Origin of the sequence: Aquirufa nivalisilvae (assembly GCF_003143535.1) — a bacterium.
Taxonomy (GTDB): Bacteria; Bacteroidota; Bacteroidia; order Cytophagales; family Spirosomataceae; genus Aquirufa; species Aquirufa nivalisilvae.
In genome coordinates, this window is the sequence record NZ_CP029346.1 from 467301 (window position 1) to 486315 (window position 19015).

Sequence of the window (19015 nt, forward strand, 5' to 3'; positions counted from 1 at the left end):
AGAAAGTTGGCTTTGATGAATATTCCTCAGAGTATTTTGGGGAATTAAAATCAAATTATCCAAAACTAAGAATTATCATTTTTTAGCTCGGAAATACTTAGTACATTTGTGCCTAATTTTGAATTATTCTAAATAAGAACAGAGGATTGAATATGCTAACACTGGCGGATTTACGGATAGGAGAACATGGCGAAATAACAGGGTTTACGGACGAAATACTCTCACTAAAGCTTTTAGAAATGGGCTGTTTGCCTGGTACCGAAGTGATATTAACGCATCATGCTCCTTTTGGGGATCCCATTGCTTTGAAAGTTTCTGGTTATACTTTGACTATGAGAAGAGAGGAAGCGGCTACTATTCAAATCAAACGAAAATAAATTAAACATTGGCTAACGTAACCAGAATAGCGCTTATTGGTAATCCAAATGCTGGGAAATCTTCCTTGTTCAATACATTGACAGGAATGAACCAAAAAACAGGAAACTTCCCTGGGGTAACCATGGATAAGTTGACAGGTATTTGGGAATTGGAACCAGGCAGAAATATTGAAATTCTGGATTTACCGGGTATCTATAGTATATATCCCAAATCAATCGATGAAGAGTTAGTGATTAATATTTTGGGTAATCCCAAGCATCCTGATTATCCCGATATGGCGATTGTGGTGGCGGATGCATCCAATTTAAAACGTAATTTATTGCTCTTTTCTCAAGTACGAGATTTAGGAATTCCGACGGTTTTGGCTTTGAATATGATTGATGTAGCTGAAAATCAGGGATTTGTAATTAATTCCTTGAAGTTGGCTCGTGAGTTGAATGTGGAGGTTGCCGAAATCAATGCCAAAAAGGGAATTGGCGTAGGTGGTTTGAAGTTAGCTGTCGTCAAGACATTGAAACATCGTTATGCATCGAACGATGCCTTGCCTTTGCCCGTAGCAGATGAATTGATTGATGATGTGCAAAAGCAATTTGGAGAAGCAGATCCATATCGTTCTCTTTTATGGTTAATGGAGCATGATCGCATGAAAATGTTTGATCAACCGCAGCGCGAGTCCTTTGATCATTTGATGGAGAAGCACCATTTTGAGTCGAAGAAATATAAATCAGCCGAAACAGTAAAACGTTATGAGCAGATTTCAGAAGTTGTAGAGCGCTGTGTCATCAATTTGAATCGTCAATGGGATGCTGAGCCAGTAAAAACCTGGACAGACCGATTGGACAAAGTGTTTATCCACTCTTTCTGGGGTTATGTGATTTTCTTGGCCATCTTATTTGTGATGTTCCAAGCGGTATTTACTTGGGCAACCTATCCCATGGATTTGATTGATGGAGGTGTGGCTCAATTGAATGATTGGTTGAAAGGCATATTGCCTGACTCTCCTATGACTGGTTTGTTGACTGACGGTCTAATAGCCGGTGTAGGTGGTGTATTGATATTTGTACCTCAAATAGCCTTTTTATTCTTCTTCATTTCCATGTTGGAAGAAACAGGATATATGTCGCGCGTGATGTTCATCATGGACAAAATGATGAGACGCTTTGGATTGAATGGTAAATCTGTGGTACCCTTGATTTCGGGGATTGCTTGTGCCGTGCCAGCCATTATGAGTACTCGTTCCATTGGATCTTGGAAAGATCGTTTGATTACCATCTTGGTAACACCATTAATGTCTTGCTCTGCTCGATTACCCATTTATACGGTATTAATTGCTTTGGTCGTGCCAGAAAAAAATACGCTTTTTGGTGTGTTTAATTTACAAGGGGTAGCTCTTTTTGGATTGTATCTCTTAGGTTTTTTTATGGCTTTGCTTTCTGCCTGGGTATTGAAAAAAATATTGAGAGCTAAGGAAAGAAGCTATTTTATTATGGAATTGCCGACTTATAAAGGTCCTCGTTTCAAGCACGTTGCCATTTCTATTTACAATTCAGTACGAGCATTTATTTTTGAAGCAGGAAAGATCATTGTCGCTATATCCATTGTCTTATGGGTATTTGCTAGTTATGGACCTGGGGATAGTATGGCTAAGATTGAAGAGCAAGTTAGATTGAAAAATCCTACTTTAACTGGAGTAGACTTGAGTAACAAAATAGCATCAGAGAAACTAGAGAATTCTTATGCAGGCCATTTTGGTAAATTAATTGAACCTGCCATCAAGCCTTTGGGATATGATTGGAAAATTGGTATCGCTTTGATTACCTCTTTTGCTGCTCGTGAAGTTTTCGTAGGGACCATGTCCACCATTTATAGCTTGGGAGGTGAAGTGGACAACGAAAATGCGACCATCAAGAATCGTATGCGGGCAGAAATAAATCCTGATACGGGAAAACCTATGTACGATGCCGCCTTAGGATTCTCTCTATTGATATTCTATGCCTTTGCGATGCAATGCATGAGTACCTTAGCGACAACTTACCGCGAGACAAAATCTTGGAAATATCCGTTAATCCAATTTGGGTATATGACTACCTTGGCTTATTTAGCCGCGTTCTTGGTATACCAAATATTATCTTAATTACATTTTAAAGGGAATGGATGTAGCGGCCAGGTTGCTAGAACCTTTGGCTAGCAATTTACCATCTGCATTGTACATTTTAGCTTCTACATTGGCTACTTTTTTACCAACTCGGAATACTTCTGAAACAACGGTAATTTTTTCTCCAGCCTTAGCTCCGTAAAGAAAATCAATACTTAAGTTGATCGTGACATATAAATGTTCGATATCACAAGTGATGAGCGTTGTTCCCATCATCTCATCCAAAAGCATGGATATCACGCCTCCATGCAATACGCCAGCATGGTTACATTGATCTTCTCTAACTTCAAATTCGGCGGTCATGGACCCTGCAGAAACAGATTTTAAAATACCATCCAAATAACGAGTGATTGGATTCGGATTTTCATGGGCCATTTTTTTACCAATATATTGGGACAAAAATGCGATGGCTTTATCGTTTGCTTTCATGTTGATGTATGTGTAGGCGGTGTTAAAATTTTATTGTGGACGCGTCCAAGTGCTAGTTCTTCCAAACATTGCTACCCCCACAAATCCTCTAATATCGAGTGTCTTATTATTATTTTTTACTTTTAGTATGCAGTCGTAGGTCTTTCCAGAATGGGGGTCATAAATAGTTCCTTTTTCCCAGGCGGATCCAGTGAAGGTGAAATCCTTTAATATAACAGCTCCTAATAAATCTCGACTTCTAAGAGCTTCATTTGGATTTTTTACATCTTTTTTACCTGGGGTTTTACTCCAAGATATTTTCCCGAAATATTTATCCCCTTGTTTATATACTGTTATTTTCCCGTCTTTATCTTGGGAAATCCAATCCCCTAAAATGATATCACTTGGGGGTTCTGCCATGTTCATGGAGACAAAAAGGCCACTAAACAATAAAAGTAAAAACGCGTTTTTCATGTCTAATTTTTTTTACAAATATACAAAAGGATATCTTCTTTTGAGCTTTCATGAGAATTGGATTATAGGAGGTTTGGCTCAATCAGATGTAATGCTTATTTTTGTAGGATAGCAGGAAAATAAAAGTCAACAAATAACCTAATGCTTGTTTCTATATGAACTATAATTTATCGCAAATACCTGAAAGATTTGAAAAGCCGCGTCAGAAGGGCTTGACCATGGTCATGGACAAAGGGCTTAGCCTTCGACAAGTTGAAGATTTTTTAGAGGTCGCGGGAAGTTATACGGATTTAGTAAAATTAGGCTGGGCAACTTCTTATGTAACTCCAAATTTAAAGGAGAAATTAGCTATTTATAAGTCGGCAGGTATCCCTGTATATTTTGGAGGGACCTTGTTTGAGGCATTTTATATCCGTGGTGAGGTAGATGAGTACCGCCGTGTATTAGATCAATATGGCATGGAATATGCGGAGATTTCAGATGGTTCTGTCGAAATGAACTCCGAAGTGAAATGTGAATACATTCGTCAATTATCCCAACAAGTGACTGTATTATCTGAAGTGGGTTCTAAAGATGAGGCAAAAATTATACCTCCTTATAAGTGGATTAAATTGATGCGCATGGAATTGGAAGCAGGTGCATGGAAAGTAATTGGAGAAGCCAGAGAAGGAGGTAATGTGGGACTATTCCGTTCATCAGGAGAAGTTCGTCAAGGTTTAGTAGAAGAAATTTTAACAGAAATTCCAGAAGAAAGTATCATTTGGGAAGCACCACAAAAATCACAACAAGTATGGTTCGTGAAATTAGTAGGGGCTAATGTCAACGTAGGAAATATTGCTCCTAATGAAGTGATTTCATTAGAAACGATCCGACTAGGTCTACGAGGAGACACCTTTGATCATTTCTTAACCAAATAAGTTAAGCCCCGAAGTATCGGGGTTTTTTATGTTACCTAATTGAAACCTATATGATACAGCAAGCCTTAGATCTTTTAAAAGATCCATTGCATTTCTTAACGGAGTTTATCGCAGCACATGGTTCATTGACATATGCCTTGCTCTTTGCCATCGTATTTATGGAAACAGGCTTGGTTGTAACTCCATTATTACCAGGTGATTCACTCCTATTTTCAGTGGGTTTAATTGCCGCAGCCAGTGGTCAATTATCGATTGCCATTGTGATTCCTATGTTGATTTTCGCAGCTTTAAGTGGAGATCAGGTGAACTATTTTATGGGTAAATATTTCAGTGCTTACGTGCGTTCTAAAGACAAAATCTTGTTTTTAAAGCGCTCGCATTTCGAAGAAACGGAGAAGTTTTATGAAAAATATGGGGTAAAAACGGTGATTATTGCTCGTTTTGTGCCTATCGTACGTACCGTTGCCCCTTTTGTCGCCGGTGCCGGTCGGATGTCCTATTCAGTTTATTTGTTATTTGGTTTTCTAGGTGCATGTCTTTGGGTTACTAGCATTACCTTGGCAGGATATTTTTTAGGAGATAATGAATGGGTTAAATCCAACTTTGAAAAAGTCGTTTTAGGCATTGTTGGCGTTTCGGCTTTACCGATCATCTTGGCTATTATTAAGCAAAAATTCTCTTCGAAGTAATATGTCTATTTCCCATCTATATGGCTTGCTTGGATACCCTTTAGGTCATTCTTTTTCTAAAAAGTACTTTACCGAGAAGTTTGAAAACTTAGGATTATCTGAAAGTCATTGTTATGAGCAATTCGAAATTCCTCAAATCGAAGATTTTTTGGCTCTAAAATCAGCACAAAAAGATGTATTGAAAGGTTTGAACGTGACAATTCCTTATAAGCAGCAAATTATGCCCTTATTGGATGAAATTGATTCAGCCGCGGCTAAGATTGGAGCAGTCAATACCATTAAAATTTACCCGGATGGAAAGACCAAAGGCTTTAATACCGACTATTGGGGTTTTCGTCAAACAATTGAAACGTGGGAGGCTTTTCCCAAATTTAAATCGAAGAAAGCCGTTGTGTTGGGACAAGGAGGAGCAGCGAAAGCGATCATTGCGGCATTAGAAGATTTAGGTCTGGAAGTATGGAAAGTGTCAAGAACGCCTGAAGAAGGACAGATTTCTTATGAAGATTTAGCGGCAGCTATGGCTGAAGTAGGATTGATCGTGAATTCGACACCATTGGGCATGTATCCTAAAATTGATACTTTCCCTCCAATTGATTATGGGTTATTGACTAGTCAACATTATTTATACGATATAGTTTACAATCCTTTACGCACTGCTTTTCTAGAGAAAGGGATTGCTCAAGGTGTAGGAGGAATTTATGAAGGCCTTGAAATGCTGCATGGCCAGGCCGACAAAGCTTGGGAAATTTGGAATGCCTAACGTAGGTAAACGCCTAATTTAGTTTTGTCAGATAAAATGACTTCCACATGTTCGGATAGGGTGGTCGACATTTGGTAGCCAATATAATCTGCTGAAATGGGAAATTTTCGGTAATTACGGTCTACGACTACAGCCACTTGTATCTTTTTTACGTGCATACTTAAGAATGGGGCCAAACTATAGGAGAATGTTCTTCCTGTATTAAGCACATCATCTACGACAATGATGACCTTATCCTCAAAAATGCTTTTGTCACATTCAAACTGAACAGGACTTTCATAAGGAACGTCCTTATTTAATTGAATAGCTACTGCTTGGGCCTTGATGGAGGAGATTTCCAAGATATTTTGACACAACAGTTGGGCTAAAGAAAAGCCTTCACCCACTATACCAGCAATGATGATTTCTTTTTCTTCAAAATTGTTTTCAAAAATTTGAAAGGCAATCCGACGAATTTTTTGAAGTAAAGCTGGACCGTCAAGTATTTGTTTGGAATTCATGCTAATGGGATTCATTCAAAATAGCCTCTGAAATTACCAAAAAGTATTCAAATTTTGTACCTTTGCGACTTATTTAGCGATTAAAATAATAGATATATGGCCAAAATGTATGGGGCTCAGCAGCGAGTTCAGCAAGCTCCCAGTAACCCTTTAGCAATTAAGACGAAGAAATTTTCTCTTGAAAAGAATAAATACATCGGCTTGTGTATGCGTCAACTCTTCTCTAATCAGTGGAAATGGTCTTTTTTGCCTTTAGCCTTGATTATTGGAAATGTGGCATTAAACCTAACAGCTGTTTATAAAAACTACTGGATTTATATTTTCATCGTGGTAGGTGTGATTGGTTATGTCTTGTTTTGGCTGATCCAATTTACAGGAATAACGCAACTAGCCCAGTACAAACAATTGTTTGATAAGTATCGTTACGAAATTGATAGCCGTCAGATTTTCATGAAAATCTCAGATAAAGAGGGAGGAATGATCAAGTGGGATATGATTACTAGCGCATATAAGGATAAAGATGCTTATGTATTTACGATGGGTAAATATCAATTCATTCATCTTCCATTCAATGTGTTGACAAGTGATAACGATCGTAAATTACTGGATAAGATTTTACGCGACAAAGGTTTATTGTCTTAACAGGATTCTTAGGAATCATCCAACATGGGAAGAATACTGGCAATTGACTATGGCTTAAAGCGTACGGGAATTGCCGTGACTGATCCTTTGCAAATTATTGCGAATGGATTAGAGACTGTTCCTTCTCACCAGTTATTAACTTTTTTAGCTAATTATATGGCTAAGGAAGAGGTGGATGAAATGGTCATTGGTATGCCCAAGAATTTGGATAATACAGATACAGATTCTACTCAAGCTGTCAGGAATATAGTCAAGCAAATTCAAAAGAAGTTTCCTGCTGTTCCTTTATGCTTGCATGATGAACGATTTACTTCGCAAATGGCCATGAAAGCTATGATTGCTGGGGGAATGTCGAAAAAAGACCGACGGGTGAAAGCGACAGTGGATCGGGTCTCAGCGACCATCATATTGCAGTCGTATATGGAATCTAAATGACATAAAAAAGCCCTCGACAGAGGGCTTTTTGTTTATTTCTGAACTACTTTCGCAAAGCGATGGTAGAATGGTGTTTTACTATTTTCTGATTTAGGTTTGAACTTACCTGTGATAATCGGAACGTACATAACACGTCTGCGGGATTTCTCTCCATAATTAGGAGAAACCTCCACCCGATGCCACAAACGACCATCGTGAATAGTTAAGTCGCCACGCTCAATTTCAAATGCCACTTCACGTGGATCTGGACGGTGATCGATGAATTGTTTCTTACCAAACAATAATTTAAGGACACTTTGATTTTGAGTTCCAGGAATCACACGCAAACCTCCGTTAGCAGATGGACAATTGTCCAAATGTATTCCCACGTTTAACATGGGTAAAATCTTTTGACCTAAAAACAAATCTCTAGGGCTATCTGTGTGCCAGCCCATTTGAGTGAATTTGGAATTGGGTTGATTGACATAGTGGTTAAACACCAAGCCATCTTTCTCATCTTCACTAAGACGTCCCTCATAGGGAGCTAAGAATTCAGTTAATAACTGAAAACGAGGATCTTTCAAGAATTCACCTAAAACAGGGCTGTATTTGTTGGTAAAACACATCCGTTGAATCATGTCATTACCTTGTGGATCTTTACCAAATTTCAGTGGAATTCCATTGATTTTCTCCACCTTATCATCTAACCATTTTTTCTCTATTTGAGCTAATTCTTGGATAAATAATTCGGCTGTTTCATCGGTAATGAAACCCTTAAACTGAATAACTCCAAATTTGGTAAAGTAGTCTTTCTGCTCCTGGGTTATCTCACTACCTAAAGTAAATGTCTTGTATTCAAACTTTGGTGATGATTTTTTCATATTATATGGCCAATTTTGCGCGTTTTGTTTCTCGCTTAGTATTGGTACTCTAATTCTAAATTTGAACTCGCAAGTTACGTCAATGTTACTAAAATTTGATTATTAAAACCTAATTTTCTGATGAAAATCATGATATTTTAAGCAGACTTTGTCGAAAAAATAGCAGCTTTGTATTCTTTTTTGCACCTAAGGAATTCGTATCTCATTTTATTATTATTTAATATTTCCGTTCATGCCTAAGTCCATCCTATTCTTTCTTTTTTTTATCCCAATTTTTGCATCAGCACAATCCGATTATTTACATCGGAAAGGAACTTTCTTTGTTTTTTGGGGCTATAATAGATCAGCTTACCCTACTTCTGACATTCGCTTTCAAGGTCCAGGTTACGACTTCACTTTAGCTGCTGTACAAGCAAGTGATGCCCCAACTCCCTTTGATGGTTTTCAAACGTACTTTAACCCTTCCTTATTTTCCATTCCTCAGTTCAATTTACATGGAGGCTACTTTATCAATGATAGCTGGTCAATAAGCTTAGGTTGGGATCATATGAAATACGTGATGAACCCCGATCAAGCCTCGCACATTACTGGTCACATAGATCCTTTGGTCTCTAGTCCCCAGATCCCTGTTAATCCAGCTTATGTGGGTAATTATACCAATAGTCCCTTTGTGATTCAATCAAAAGATTTTTTGCAATATGAACATACCGACGGCTACAATTATGCAGCCGTTGAAATTGAGAATTACCATCCGATTTGGAAGAAGGAAAAATCTAATTTTCAATTGGATTGGGTGAACGGATTAGGTGTTGGTGTGGTGGTGCCTAGATCAGATGTTCGCTTGTTTACCGTCGGAACAAACAATTTTTGGAATTTAGCTGGAGCAGGAGCTTCTGCCAAATCCGGTTTGAGATTGAACTTAACCAAGCTCTTATTTTTTGAAGCCATGTTCAAAGGAGGCTATACTAATTTGTGGGAAGTTCATACCACGGGGAGGTCAGTCGATCATGCTTCTCAGACCATTTGGTTTGGTGAATTTTATGGAGCCCTCGGTTTTTCTATAGGAAAGGCTAAATAAATTTTTAGTTTAATCTAAAAATTCGTAAACTCGCATTATGTTGCGAGCTAAATACATCTATTTCTTATTTTTTCTGTCCAGTTTTTCACTTTTTGCCCAGCAAGAAGGCCGAATTGAGACGGACCGTCCGGATCAAACCGAATGCCCTTTTATTGTTAAAAAGGGCTATATTCAAATGGAATGGGGTTTTAATCGACAGATTGAATCGGGCGAGATGACTTTAACCTATCCAACATCCCTAATGAAAATTGGATTAGGTAAGCGATGGGAAGCACGTTATACTTCGGTTTGGGGACAAGAGGGAGGGCGATCTACCTACCAGTCGGATGCCGTAGGTTTTAAATATGCCATTTTATTTCCTGAAAAATCTTTTGCTCGTGTTTCCTTAATTGCGCATTACCGGGTTAACGACCAAAAGAGGGATGAAAGTGAGCGAAATAATGAGCGACACTCAGTCGGAGATTTTGTCTTTACCATTCAACATGATTTTCCAAAGGGTTTTGGATTAGGATATAATGTAGGTGCCGAAGTTCACAGCAATGGTACCGTGGAAGCTATTTACCGTTTTGCTCCTAATATGAATATTGGAAAGCGAGGATATGCCTACGTGGAAGTTTTTGGTAGGATGCCGTCTTCCAGTCAAACGGATCAATGGGTAGATGGTGGTCTGGCATATTACATCAACGATGATATCAAATTAGATATATCAGCTGGCAAAAGTTTACAGATTGAAAATACTTGGTATGCCGCATTGGGATTGTCATTTCGTTTCAAAGTTTTTTAGGAACTAGCCTTTAGAGCTTAGGACAATTGCTTAAATTGCCGGAATGAATTCACGGAATGCCTTTTGGGGCTTATTTCTTTATTTTATTTTAGGGTTCCAAACTTTGTTAGCTCAAAACAAAGTTGATTTTTCTATTCAAATCGGGTCAAAGAATATCACTCAGGATGAAACCTTTGTAATATCTATTACCGTGCCTACCAATGGAAACACTTCGGAATCTGTTATTTATAAATTTCCAGAATTAGCTAATTTTCAAAAGCTGGGGATCAGTAGAGGGAAGTCTTCTAATTATCTAAATGGACAAATAGAACAAAGAATCATCTATTCGCAACATTATCAAGCACTTGGAGTAGGTCAATTTTATATACCTTCAGAGGAGGTTATGGTTAACCAGCAATCTCAAAAGTTTGATCCTTTTTATATTTCTGTTAGTCCAAGTAATGGTACTTCCACAGACATCAATCCCAATGAAGTTTCCATTTCAGATGAGGTTTTGGCCAAAGCCAACCAGCCTTTTTTATTGGTTTCAAGTAGTCATGTTCGACCTTTTGTAGGGCAAGGATTTACGTTAAAGTTTTCTTTATTTGTTCCAGAAAATAATACGCAAGAGCTGGAATTTGACAGAAATGATATTCAAATACCTAAGCTAATCCAGCAATTAAGGCCGAGGAATTGTTGGGAAGAGAGTTTTGGCTTGCAAGTAGAAAAAGTTTCTCAAGTAGAAGTTAATCAAAAGAAATATACCGAATATCGTTTTTTTCAAGCTACCTATTTTGCCTTGAATAATCGACCTATTCAAATTCCATCGCTTAGTTTACAGATATTGAAAAAAGAAAAAGTGGGGGTAGACGCAAAATCTGTACCCATAGTGTTCAAATCGCCAGCATTATTGATTCAACCTAGGTCATTACCCAATCATCCACTGGCAAGTAAAGTCCCAGTGGGGATCTATGAATTGAAGGAATCTATTTCCAAAATTAAAGCTAAAACGGGAGAGCAATTATTGTATAGTTCCAGTGTTATCGGAGATGGGAACGGCATAATATGGGATTCCAAAGGACTAGAGTCAGATTATTTTATTGATTTTAATCGACTGTCTACTCAAAGTTCAGTGTATCCATCGATGGATAAAATGTTGGGGAATAAAACAGAAATTATACAGATTATTCCTAAACAACCGGGTAAATTTGCATTAAAGCAGTATTTTTACTGGATTTATTTTAACACACGTACAGAAAAGTTTGATACGTTGAGATCTAAGATCGATGTAGAGATTCAAGGGCAGCCATCGGATTCACGACTTAATACAAGTAGAGAAATGGATGGCTTATACCGTGGAATCGAAAACTTAAATTCAGACGAAGTCGTGTGGAACAGGTGGGTAAATTGGAGACAATTAGCCAATTTGACCATTTTTTCAATTTTTGTAGTCTTGGTTTTCCTGGTTTGGAAAACAAAAAAATAAAGTGATATGGGGAGTATTTACGGGAAAATATTTCAGATTAGTACCTTCGGGGAGTCTCATGGTGTGGCAGTTGGTGTCGTGGTTCAAGGTTGTCCTGCTGGAATTTCATTTGATTTAGAATTTATTCAGTCGGAATTAGATAGAAGAAAGCCTGGCCAATCCAGAATAACTACCCAAAGAAAAGAGGCGGATAGTATTGAGGTTGTTTCTGGTGTGTTTGAAGGCAAAACGACAGGGACTCCCATTGCCATGTTAGTATGGAATGGCGACCAGCGATCTAAAGATTATTCACATATTGCTGATCAATTTAGACCTTCGCATGCGGATTACACCTATTTTGCTAAATATGGTTTAAGGGATTATCGTGGAGGTGGACGTAGTTCTGCTAGGGAAACAGTAGCCCGTGTAGCTGCAGGAGCATTAGCTAAATTGGTCTTGTCTCAATTGGGGGTAAAAATAACGGCATATGTTTCTCAAGTAGGTACTTTGAAGCTTAGTACTCCAGTAGAGCAATTGGACTTGAGTTTGACTGAATCCAATGCAGTTCGTTGTCCAGATCCAGTTTTAGCGGATCAAATGTTTCAATACATTGATGATATCCGTAAGCAAGGAGATTCCGTTGGAGGAGTTGTTTCAGCATATATCACAGGATGCCCTGTGGGTTTAGGCGAACCCGTATTTGATAAATTACATGCTGAATTAGGCAAAGCCATGTTAAGTATCAATGCCGTTAAAGGTTTTGAATACGGTAGTGGTTTTGATGGGGTAGAAAAGAAGGGTTCGGAACACAATGATGTTATTGTGAAAGAAGCAGATGGTACAGTGCGTACTTTGACCAATCATTCGGGAGGAATCCAAGGTGGAATATCCAATGGTGAACCTATTTATTTCCGAGTTGGATTTAAGCCAGTAGCTACTATCATGCAAGACCAAGATAGTATCAATGAGAAAGGCGACAAGATTACTGTTTCAGGTAAAGGTCGTCATGACCCATGTGTTGTACCTAGAGCAGTGCCCATTGTAGAGGCCATGGCTGCCATCGTCATTTTAGATTTTTACTTGAGAAATCGGGTGATTCAAATGCCATCTTAATGTTTAGTCAGGAAGATGAATATTACATGGGTTTGGCATTAATGCAAGCTCAAAAAGCCTTGGAAGAAGAAGAGATTCCAGTAGGTGCAGTAGTGGTTTGTCAAGGTAGAATTGTAGCCAAAGCTTACAATCAAACCGAAGTTTTAACGGATGTGACAGCACATGCGGAAATGATTGCGATTACCTCTGCTGCTCAAACCATTGGTGCTAAATATTTGAAAGATTGCACTATGTATGTGACATTAGAGCCTTGCCTCATGTGTGCAGGTGCACTTTATTGGTCGCAACTGGGAAGATTAGTTTATGGGGCAAAAGAAGAAAAACGTGGCTTTGAGCGAGTTGGGCAGTCGGTCTTGCATCCTAAAACAGATATTCTTGGAGGAGTAAGGGCTGAAGAGTCTGAATCCTTACTAAAAGAGTTTTTTTCGATGCGTCGTTGAACCGAAATGTAGGTTTACTTGTTTAGGACCTATGCATCCTACTAATTAGGATTAAAATTTTAGATAACATTTACATATTAATAAAACCTATATTATGGCTTTTGAACTAGCACCCCTACCTTATGCAAACAATGCTTTAGAACCGCATTTTGATGCATTAACCATGGAAATCCACCATGACCGTCACCACAATGCTTACGTGACCAATTTGAATGCTGCTGTAGCTGGTAGCCCATCTGAAGGAAAATCTTTAGAGGAGTTATTTAGCCACATTTCAAGCTTAAGCCCTGCGATTCGTAACAATGGAGGTGGACATTATAACCACGATTTGTTTTGGAATATTTTATCACCTAACGGTGGTGGTGCTCCAGTAGGAACATTGGCAAAGGCTATTGATGCTAAATTTGGTTCATTTGATGCCTTCAAAGAAGAATTCAAAAAAGCAGGAATTACTCGTTTTGGATCAGGTTGGGCATGGTTAGTAGCTCAAAAAGATGGCTCTGTTGCTGTATCTTCAACACCAAATCAAGATAATCCATTGATGGATGTAGCTGATGTGAAAGGCTTCCCAGTGATTGGTTTAGACGTTTGGGAGCATGCGTATTATTTGAAATTTCAAAATAAGCGCCCAGATTACGTGGATGCATTTTGGAATGTAATCGATTGGAATGCAGCTGAAAAAAGATATTTAGCAGCTCAGAAATAAATGCTAGGGGATAAAATTTCGGTTTTATCCCCATTTTTTTTCACTTCGGATTTGCGATGTACCTTGATTTGTGTATTTTTGCAATCCCAAATGGCGGTTGTAGCTCACTCGGTTAGAGCACTGGTTTGTGGTACCAGGGGTAGTGGGTTCGAATCCCATCATCCGCCCAAAAAGTCTCAGTATTCTTACTGGGACTTTTTTTGTTGCTATATTTTTCCAAATAAATTAATGTAGAATGTAGAATTAGGAATGTAGAATTAAGAATAGCACTACATCCAATCACCATTTACAATTCAGCATTTACAATTTATAATTTACTTCAAGTATTTCGATGCAAACTCAATGAAGTTCGGCCAATTGGGGCCAGTTACATGGCCCTTATCATGCATACGAAAAGCAATTTCACCTTGGGTTTTAGCTTCATTGATCCGAGGGGCGCTGTCTGAAACCAAGCCTTTTTTGCCTAGTAATTCATAAACTGGGCTAGCTTCTTTGCCTGCTAAATACATCCCATAAGGATCTGCCCAGCTGTCGCCATTACCACCCACACCAATATATATGGGTCTAGGTGCACAAAGTGCAATTAATTCATGTGCATCAATAGGTAAATCATTCCATTGAAGAGGACCTGCATATTTTAGAAAATTTCCAGCCATCCAATGGTATTCATTTTTTGCGGCTACGTTTTCGATTAATTCTCCATAATTTCTTCGATACAATTTTAGACCACCTGCTCCTGATGAACAGATATATCCGATGGCAAAGCGCGAATCAAATGCCATAGCTACGGCAGCGGCTTTACCATACCGAGAATGTCCCGTTATGCCTACATGGGTATATTTGATTTGAGGCATGGTTTCTAAGTAATCCAACACTTTACTTGCTCCCCAAGCCCAGGCTCGAAGAGATCCCCAATCATCAGCTTTTCTATATTCTCCTCGATTCATCAATCCAATAATTCCTGATTTAAGCCCAGCTCCGTGATCAGCTTGTACTGTAGTTGGGTTTAATTGAATAAATGCCCAGCCTTTAGCAATGACTTGTTCTGTCCAAGGGATTTCATTGGCTGGTGCTGGAGGTCGATTCATTCCTGGAGGAAATACCCAGGCTAGTTCCATCATAGCGGGCATGGCTTTTTTGATGTCTTTTCTAAAACCAATGGTCACTTCCATTTGGACAGAGATGGAAGGGAATCGTTTATTGTCGACTGTACCTACTAATTTTTGAACTTCAACCGGAAACCCGGCCATCATTTTATTCTCTGTTGAAATAATTTTCCAGGAAATGGGAGGGATGTTATCCGGGATACGTCCATAAATTTCTCTTTCAAAATCTTCTACAATCTCAGGTTTCCGATGGTAGTTCCAAGCTCTTTTGGAATCCACTTTTTTGCCGTTATTTAATTGTAAAACGACTGGAATGTTAGGGTAAATATTGGCTTTTAATTCATCATAATTGGCGGCATTAGGAGCTTGGGGATTACTTCCATTGACACCCGGTCGAATGCTTTGGATGTTAAGTTGCTCCAACATTTGTTGGTAGTCAGCCTGAGTTTTTCGATTTCGTTCAGCTAAAATACTATCTTGTTCAGCGGTTCTAGCTATTTGAGCCCAACTTCCGAAGGAAAGAAGAGAAGAAACAAAGAGGGTAATGGATAAATAGTACTTCATCGTTAAATAATTTATTCAACGATATTAATCAATAATTTGGTTTAATTATCTATATGGCAGGATAGCACAGAAAAAGTAAATGCCCCACCTGGGTGGGGCATCATTCCAAAGATGCTATCTTTGGAGAAGTTCTTGCACAAAGATACAATTCATTGAAGAAAAAAGTTCATGAAGGATAAAAAATATCGAGTTAAAGCCTACATCGATGGTTCCAATTTGTATTTTGGAATGATTGATGCCGGTTTTAGAAATTGTAAGTGGTTGAATGTAGAAAAGCTTATTCGTAGTTTTTTACGCTCCAATCAAGAACTTGTTGAGATTAAATATTTTACGAGTAGGATTACCCACAATCCGCCCAAACAAAAGCGTCAAACGACTTATTTGGAGGCTTTGGAAACCACTGGTGTGAATATTATATATGGCTCTTATCAAGCTAAATTTACAGATTGTAGAAAATGTGGAAATAGCTGGATTATTCCGAATGAGAAAATGACGGACGTTAATTTGGCAACTCATTTATTAATGGACGCGTTTCAGGATCAATACGATATTGCGATTGTCGTTTCTGGGGATAGTGATTTTGTTCCCTGCATACAGGGTGTTAATGAGCATTTTTTGGATAAATCAGTGGTGGTTTTCTTTCCTCCTTTGAGAAGAAATGAGTCTGTTGTTGCTGTTGCGAGAGCATTTCAAATGATAGGAAGAAAAAAATTAGTAGAAAATCAATTTCCTTTGCATGTTCGTAAAGAAGATGGGTTTGTTTTGGAGAGACCCGATGAATGGGCTTAGTATTTTTATATTGAATATTGTGATATGTCAGGAGTATATTTAAAAAGGTTTCTCATTGTATTGTATGCGGCAGGTTTAGTGGGTATGAATATGCCTGCTACTCAGGAATTATTTATTTCCTTGGTGCCATTAACCCTTTGGTTTACAGGTTTTATCTGCTTGTTTTATTTTCCTAAGCCAAGTATGTCGGCTTATTTAACCTTAGGGGGAATTGTGGTGGCAGCATGGTTTTTGGAGGTAGTAGGGGTGAGAACTGGAAAGATTTTTGGGGTGTATCATTATGGAGAGACCTTAGGTTTTAAGGTCATGGATGTACCCATTACTATCGGCATTAATTGGCTTATTTTGTTATTAGGATCAAGTGCGGTTGTGGAAGAATGGAATGTTGGAGGGAAAATAGGACGCGCGGCTTTAGGAGCAGGATTGATGACAGCCTTGGATTTATTGATTGAGCCTGTGGCCATTCATTTTGATTTTTGGCAATGGTCTGGTGGGCAAGTTCCTATTCAGAATTTTGGGGCATGGTGGCTAGTAAGTTTCTTTTTTCATTGGGTATTTCAATCGGGCGAGTTCACCAGTAAATCCTCTTTATTTCGTTGGGTACTACTTTTACAATTCATGTTTTTCTTGGGACATTGGATTTTTTTACAAGCATAATCCATCACATGAAAACAATTTTTAGTCTTATTAGGTTAGTCTTATAATAGATAAACTACGCATGAGTATTTATTCAATTAAAGATTTAGAACATCTTAGTGGCATAAAGGCTCATACCTTAAGGATTTGGGAGCAACGGTACGGTATTTTGAATCCAGATAGGACAGATACTAATATTCGTACTTACGGCGATGAAGAATTAAAGTTGGTTTTAAATATTGCTATTTTACAAAGTCGCGGGGACTTTAAAATCTCTGAAATAGCTAAAATGAGTGATAGTGAGCGATCTGCTAACTTGCTCCGTTTATCAGAAGGAAATCTTCATTTTCCAGATCAGATTCAGGCCTTAACGATTTCCATGTTGGAATTAAACGAGGCTATGTTTCAACAATTGACTAAAAACATTGTTCAAAAACATGGATTCGAAGATTATTTGATTCAAATCATCCATCCTTTCATGTTGCGCTTAGGAACCTTGTGGTTGTCAGGTTCAGTAGGTCCAGCCCAAGAGCATTTTATTAGTCATTTGATTAGACAGAAGGTAATTGCGGCGATAGACCAGTTGGATTTAAGTCACAAGCCCAACGCCAAGAAGTTTCTTTTGTATTTGCCTGAAGGGGAGTTACATGAAATAGGGCTGCTATTTGCCAATTATTTATTAAGAATTCGCAAACATCAAGTTGTTTATTTAGGACAATCTTTGCCTTTTGAAGAATTAGTTCTTGCTCATGAAATTCATCAGCCTGACTATATTTTGAGCGTATTTACTTCTCAACCTAATCCAGATGAAATGCCTGGATATTTGGACCAACTAGTGGAAAAAATGCCTAACACGAATTTTTTACTAACTGGATACCAATTATTAGCCTTGGGGCAAAGGATACCCCAACCAATTCAAGTTTTACGAAATTTTCAGGATTTGATTGATTTAGCTAATTCTAACTAAATTTAGGATCTCGAGCGGTAGCTTCTTCCACAAATTTCTTTACCTCCTGTTCCTGGTCTTTTGGGCAAATCATCAATGCATTGCCATGTTCTGCTACAATGAAACCTTTCAGTCCTTGGATGACAACTAATTTCTCCGACGGAGTTTTAATGATGCAGTTTTTTGTATCATAAATCATCACATTACCTTCAATGACGTTATGATTGGAGTCTTTTTCATTGATTTCATACAATGATTGCCAAGTACCTAAATCAGACCAACCGATGTCAGAAAGAATTACTTTAACTTCTTGAGCTTTTTCCATGATGCCTACATCCATGGAGATGTTTTTACAAACACCATATACCTTTTTGATGAATGTGTCTTCTTCTTTGGTATAATAATGGGTTAATCCCTCTTCAAATTGCTCAGCCATTCTCGACTGATGTTTTTCTAATTCTTTTTTGAAAGTAGGAAGTTTGAATACAAAGATTCCTGCATTCCAAACATAATCACCGCTTTCTAAAAAAGCTTGGGCTAATTCTAGATTTGGTTTTTCTGTAAAGGTCTTAACTTTTTGAGCTTTGTTCTCATTAGGAACATATTGAATGTATCCGTAACCGGTATCAGGTCGAGTAGGAATGATGCCTAAGGTTACAAAAACATCTTCCTCTGCAACTTCTAAAGCTGTTCGAATATTTTCTTGGAAAACCTGTTCTTTTAAAATGACATGGTCAGCAGGGGCCACGACGAATTTCGCTTTTTTATTTTTTTTGGAGATTTTGTAGGTAGCATAAGCAATACAAGGTGCCGTATTTTTACGTTGAGGCTCTTTTAATATTTGCTCTTTGCTCAAAAAAGGTAATTGTTCTTCTACTAATCCCGCAAATTCCTCACTAGTGACTACATAAATATTTTCTTGAGGAATGATGCCTTGAAAACGTTCGGCAGTTTGCTGGAGCATGGTTTTGCCTACCCCTAAAACATCGTGAAACTGCTTTGGATTTGCACTTCTGCTAATTGGCCAAAAGCGAGTGCCTATTCCGCCAGCCATGATGATGAGGTAATTGTCTTTCATAAATTTTAATACGTTCAATTCATTTGAACGAATGCTTCTGAGAATTTTCATCCAAGATTGATCAGAAAATTCAATAAAGCATTATGCTCATTCCATTAAGAAATCAAGAACTA

Annotated in this window: 22 protein-coding genes and 1 tRNA gene; 17 read left to right on the forward strand and 6 right to left on the reverse strand. The window is 38.1% G+C overall.

The genetic code is table 11. The features are described from left to right. Positions 1–146: 146 nt before the first annotated feature. A complete protein-coding gene (locus HME7025_RS02085) occupies positions 147–377 on the forward strand; it encodes a FeoA family protein (RefSeq protein WP_109322050.1) in 231 nt (76 codons plus the stop codon). A gap of 8 nt (positions 378–385) precedes the next feature. Then, complete coding sequence (gene feoB / locus HME7025_RS02090) at positions 386–2512, forward strand: ferrous iron transport protein B (protein WP_226998260.1); 2127 nt, start codon at positions 386–388, stop codon at positions 2510–2512. On the opposite strand, the gene HME7025_RS02095 is transcribed toward feoB, so the two are convergent. Continuing rightward, entirely contained in the window at positions 2513–2962 is a 450-nt protein-coding gene (locus tag HME7025_RS02095) for a PaaI family thioesterase (protein WP_109322051.1), read from the reverse strand. It abuts the gene before it with no gap. 30 nt (positions 2963–2992) lie between these two features. Further along, complete coding sequence (locus tag HME7025_RS02100) at positions 2993–3415, reverse strand: DUF2147 domain-containing protein (RefSeq protein ID WP_109322052.1); 423 nt, start codon at positions 3413–3415, stop codon at positions 2993–2995. Between the two features lie 155 nt (positions 3416–3570). Between HME7025_RS02100 and HME7025_RS02105 the strand changes: the two genes are divergently transcribed. From HME7025_RS02105 to HME7025_RS02115, 3 genes are read left to right on the forward strand one after another with little or no spacing between them, the layout of a single operon-like run. Beyond that, positions 3571–4332 (forward strand): phosphosulfolactate synthase, encoded by a 762-nt coding sequence (locus HME7025_RS02105; protein ID WP_109322053.1) that lies wholly within the window; start codon positions 3571–3573, stop codon positions 4330–4332. 50 nt (positions 4333–4382) lie between these two features. Next, positions 4383–5021, forward strand: a complete 639-nt coding sequence (locus HME7025_RS02110) for a VTT domain-containing protein (protein WP_109322054.1) — start codon at positions 4383–4385, stop codon at positions 5019–5021. 1 nt (position 5022) lies between these two features. Beyond that, a complete protein-coding gene (locus HME7025_RS02115) occupies positions 5023–5781 on the forward strand; it encodes a shikimate dehydrogenase family protein (RefSeq protein WP_109322055.1) in 759 nt (252 codons plus the stop codon). Here HME7025_RS02115 and HME7025_RS02120 read toward each other — a convergent pair. Continuing rightward, on the reverse strand, positions 5778–6281 hold the full coding sequence (locus HME7025_RS02120; protein WP_109324914.1) for a phosphoribosyltransferase family protein: 504 nt from the start codon (positions 6279–6281) through the stop codon (positions 5778–5780). The two genes, HME7025_RS02115 and HME7025_RS02120, sit on opposite strands and share 4 nt — an antisense overlap. Positions 6282–6377: 96 nt before the next feature. Here HME7025_RS02120 and HME7025_RS02125 point away from each other — a divergent pair, with 96 nt between their 5' ends. Continuing rightward, positions 6378–6923 carry a YcxB family protein gene (locus HME7025_RS02125; RefSeq protein ID WP_109322056.1) on the forward strand — a complete coding sequence of 182 codons (546 nt, stop codon included), beginning with the start codon at positions 6378–6380 and terminating at the stop codon, positions 6921–6923. 24 nt (positions 6924–6947) lie between these two features. After that, a complete protein-coding gene (gene ruvX, locus HME7025_RS02130) occupies positions 6948–7358 on the forward strand; it encodes a Holliday junction resolvase RuvX (protein ID WP_109322057.1) in 411 nt (136 codons plus the stop codon). A 32-nt stretch (positions 7359–7390) separates the two neighbouring features. On the opposite strand, the gene HME7025_RS02135 is transcribed toward ruvX, so the two are convergent. Beyond that, positions 7391–8218 carry a phytanoyl-CoA dioxygenase family protein gene (locus HME7025_RS02135; RefSeq protein WP_109322058.1) on the reverse strand — a complete coding sequence of 276 codons (828 nt, stop codon included), beginning with the start codon at positions 8216–8218 and terminating at the stop codon, positions 7391–7393. A 232-nt stretch (positions 8219–8450) separates the two neighbouring features. Here HME7025_RS02135 and HME7025_RS02140 point away from each other — a divergent pair, with 232 nt between their 5' ends. The 7 genes from HME7025_RS02140 (at position 8451) to HME7025_RS02170 (ending at position 13950) form a co-directional block, all read left to right on the forward strand. After that, positions 8451–9296: a hypothetical protein gene (locus HME7025_RS02140; protein ID WP_109322059.1), complete on the forward strand. Its 846-nt coding sequence runs from the start codon at positions 8451–8453 to the stop codon at positions 9294–9296. Between the two features lie 37 nt (positions 9297–9333). Further along, positions 9334–10080, forward strand: a complete 747-nt coding sequence (locus HME7025_RS02145; protein ID WP_109322060.1) for a transporter — start codon at positions 9334–9336, stop codon at positions 10078–10080. Between the two features lie 43 nt (positions 10081–10123). Next, positions 10124–11545, forward strand: coding sequence for a BatD family protein (locus HME7025_RS02150; protein ID WP_109322061.1), 1422 nt, complete (start codon positions 10124–10126; stop codon positions 11543–11545). Positions 11546–11551: 6 nt separating this feature from the next. Then, a complete protein-coding gene (gene aroC, locus HME7025_RS02155; protein WP_109322062.1) occupies positions 11552–12637 on the forward strand; it encodes a chorismate synthase in 1086 nt (361 codons plus the stop codon). Then, complete coding sequence (locus HME7025_RS02160; protein WP_109322063.1) at positions 12637–13077, forward strand: nucleoside deaminase; 441 nt, start codon at positions 12637–12639, stop codon at positions 13075–13077. Before aroC ends, HME7025_RS02160 begins: the two co-directional genes overlap by 1 nt. A 94-nt stretch (positions 13078–13171) precedes the next feature. Then, a complete protein-coding gene (locus tag HME7025_RS02165; RefSeq protein WP_109322064.1) occupies positions 13172–13783 on the forward strand; it encodes a superoxide dismutase in 612 nt (203 codons plus the stop codon). Between the two features lie 93 nt (positions 13784–13876). Beyond that, positions 13877–13950: transfer RNA gene (locus HME7025_RS02170), tRNA-His, on the forward strand. A 147-nt stretch (positions 13951–14097) separates the two neighbouring features. On the opposite strand, the gene HME7025_RS02175 is transcribed toward HME7025_RS02170, so the two are convergent. After that, positions 14098–15453: an alpha/beta hydrolase family protein gene (locus HME7025_RS02175; RefSeq protein WP_109322065.1), complete on the reverse strand. Its 1356-nt coding sequence runs from the start codon at positions 15451–15453 to the stop codon at positions 14098–14100. A gap of 168 nt (positions 15454–15621) precedes the next feature. On the opposite strand from HME7025_RS02175, the gene HME7025_RS02180 reads away from it, so the two are divergent. The 3 genes from HME7025_RS02180 (at position 15622) to HME7025_RS02190 (ending at position 17845) form a co-directional block, all read left to right on the forward strand. Then, positions 15622–16242 carry an NYN domain-containing protein gene (locus tag HME7025_RS02180; RefSeq protein ID WP_109322066.1) on the forward strand — a complete coding sequence of 207 codons (621 nt, stop codon included), beginning with the start codon at positions 15622–15624 and terminating at the stop codon, positions 16240–16242. Between the two features lie 24 nt (positions 16243–16266). Continuing rightward, complete coding sequence (locus HME7025_RS02185) at positions 16267–16899, forward strand: carotenoid biosynthesis protein (protein ID WP_109322067.1); 633 nt, start codon at positions 16267–16269, stop codon at positions 16897–16899. A gap of 61 nt (positions 16900–16960) precedes the next feature. Then, on the forward strand, positions 16961–17845 hold the full coding sequence (locus HME7025_RS02190) for a MerR family transcriptional regulator (RefSeq protein ID WP_109322068.1): 885 nt from the start codon (positions 16961–16963) through the stop codon (positions 17843–17845). Here the strand turns inward: HME7025_RS02190 and HME7025_RS02195 are convergent. Beyond that, complete coding sequence (locus HME7025_RS02195) at positions 17838–18902, reverse strand: mannose-1-phosphate guanylyltransferase (RefSeq protein WP_109324920.1); 1065 nt, start codon at positions 18900–18902, stop codon at positions 17838–17840. The two genes, HME7025_RS02190 and HME7025_RS02195, sit on opposite strands and share 8 nt — an antisense overlap. Between the last annotated feature and the right edge of the window lie 113 nt (positions 18903–19015).

Bases quoted from the DNA above. Each gene is read 5' to 3' on its own strand.
- HME7025_RS02145 (WP_109322060.1), top strand. From the start codon at position 9,334: ATGTTGCGAGCTAAATACATCTATTTCTTATTTTTTCTGTCCAGTTTT.
- HME7025_RS02095 (WP_109322051.1), bottom strand. From the start codon at position 2,962: ATGAAAGCAAACGATAAAGCCATCGCATTTTTGTCCCAATATATTGGT.
- HME7025_RS02135 (WP_109322058.1), bottom strand. From the start codon at position 8,218: ATGAAAAAATCATCACCAAAGTTTGAATACAAGACATTTACTTTAGGT.
- HME7025_RS02115 (WP_109322055.1), top strand. From the start codon at position 5,023: ATGTCTATTTCCCATCTATATGGCTTGCTTGGATACCCTTTAGGTCAT.
- HME7025_RS02100 (WP_109322052.1), bottom strand. From the start codon at position 3,415: ATGAAAAACGCGTTTTTACTTTTATTGTTTAGTGGCCTTTTTGTCTCC.
- HME7025_RS02165 (WP_109322064.1), top strand. From the start codon at position 13,172: ATGGCTTTTGAACTAGCACCCCTACCTTATGCAAACAATGCTTTAGAA.
- HME7025_RS02190 (WP_109322068.1), top strand. From the start codon at position 16,961: ATGAGTATTTATTCAATTAAAGATTTAGAACATCTTAGTGGCATAAAG.
- HME7025_RS02140 (WP_109322059.1), top strand. From the start codon at position 8,451: ATGCCTAAGTCCATCCTATTCTTTCTTTTTTTTATCCCAATTTTTGCA.
- HME7025_RS02150 (WP_109322061.1), top strand. From the start codon at position 10,124: ATGAATTCACGGAATGCCTTTTGGGGCTTATTTCTTTATTTTATTTTA.
- HME7025_RS02110 (WP_109322054.1), top strand. From the start codon at position 4,383: ATGATACAGCAAGCCTTAGATCTTTTAAAAGATCCATTGCATTTCTTA.
- HME7025_RS02125 (WP_109322056.1), top strand. From the start codon at position 6,378: ATGGCCAAAATGTATGGGGCTCAGCAGCGAGTTCAGCAAGCTCCCAGT.
- HME7025_RS02185 (WP_109322067.1), top strand. From the start codon at position 16,267: ATGTCAGGAGTATATTTAAAAAGGTTTCTCATTGTATTGTATGCGGCA.
- aroC (WP_109322062.1), top strand. From the start codon at position 11,552: ATGGGGAGTATTTACGGGAAAATATTTCAGATTAGTACCTTCGGGGAG.
- ruvX (WP_109322057.1), top strand. From the start codon at position 6,948: ATGGGAAGAATACTGGCAATTGACTATGGCTTAAAGCGTACGGGAATT.
- HME7025_RS02175 (WP_109322065.1), bottom strand. From the start codon at position 15,453: ATGAAGTACTATTTATCCATTACCCTCTTTGTTTCTTCTCTTCTTTCC.
- HME7025_RS02180 (WP_109322066.1), top strand. From the start codon at position 15,622: ATGAAGGATAAAAAATATCGAGTTAAAGCCTACATCGATGGTTCCAAT.
- HME7025_RS02105 (WP_109322053.1), top strand. From the start codon at position 3,571: ATGAACTATAATTTATCGCAAATACCTGAAAGATTTGAAAAGCCGCGT.
- HME7025_RS02160 (WP_109322063.1), top strand. From the start codon at position 12,637: ATGTTTAGTCAGGAAGATGAATATTACATGGGTTTGGCATTAATGCAA.
- HME7025_RS02195 (WP_109324920.1), bottom strand. From the start codon at position 18,902: ATGAAAGACAATTACCTCATCATCATGGCTGGCGGAATAGGCACTCGC.
- HME7025_RS02120 (WP_109324914.1), bottom strand. From the start codon at position 6,281: ATGAATTCCAAACAAATACTTGACGGTCCAGCTTTACTTCAAAAAATT.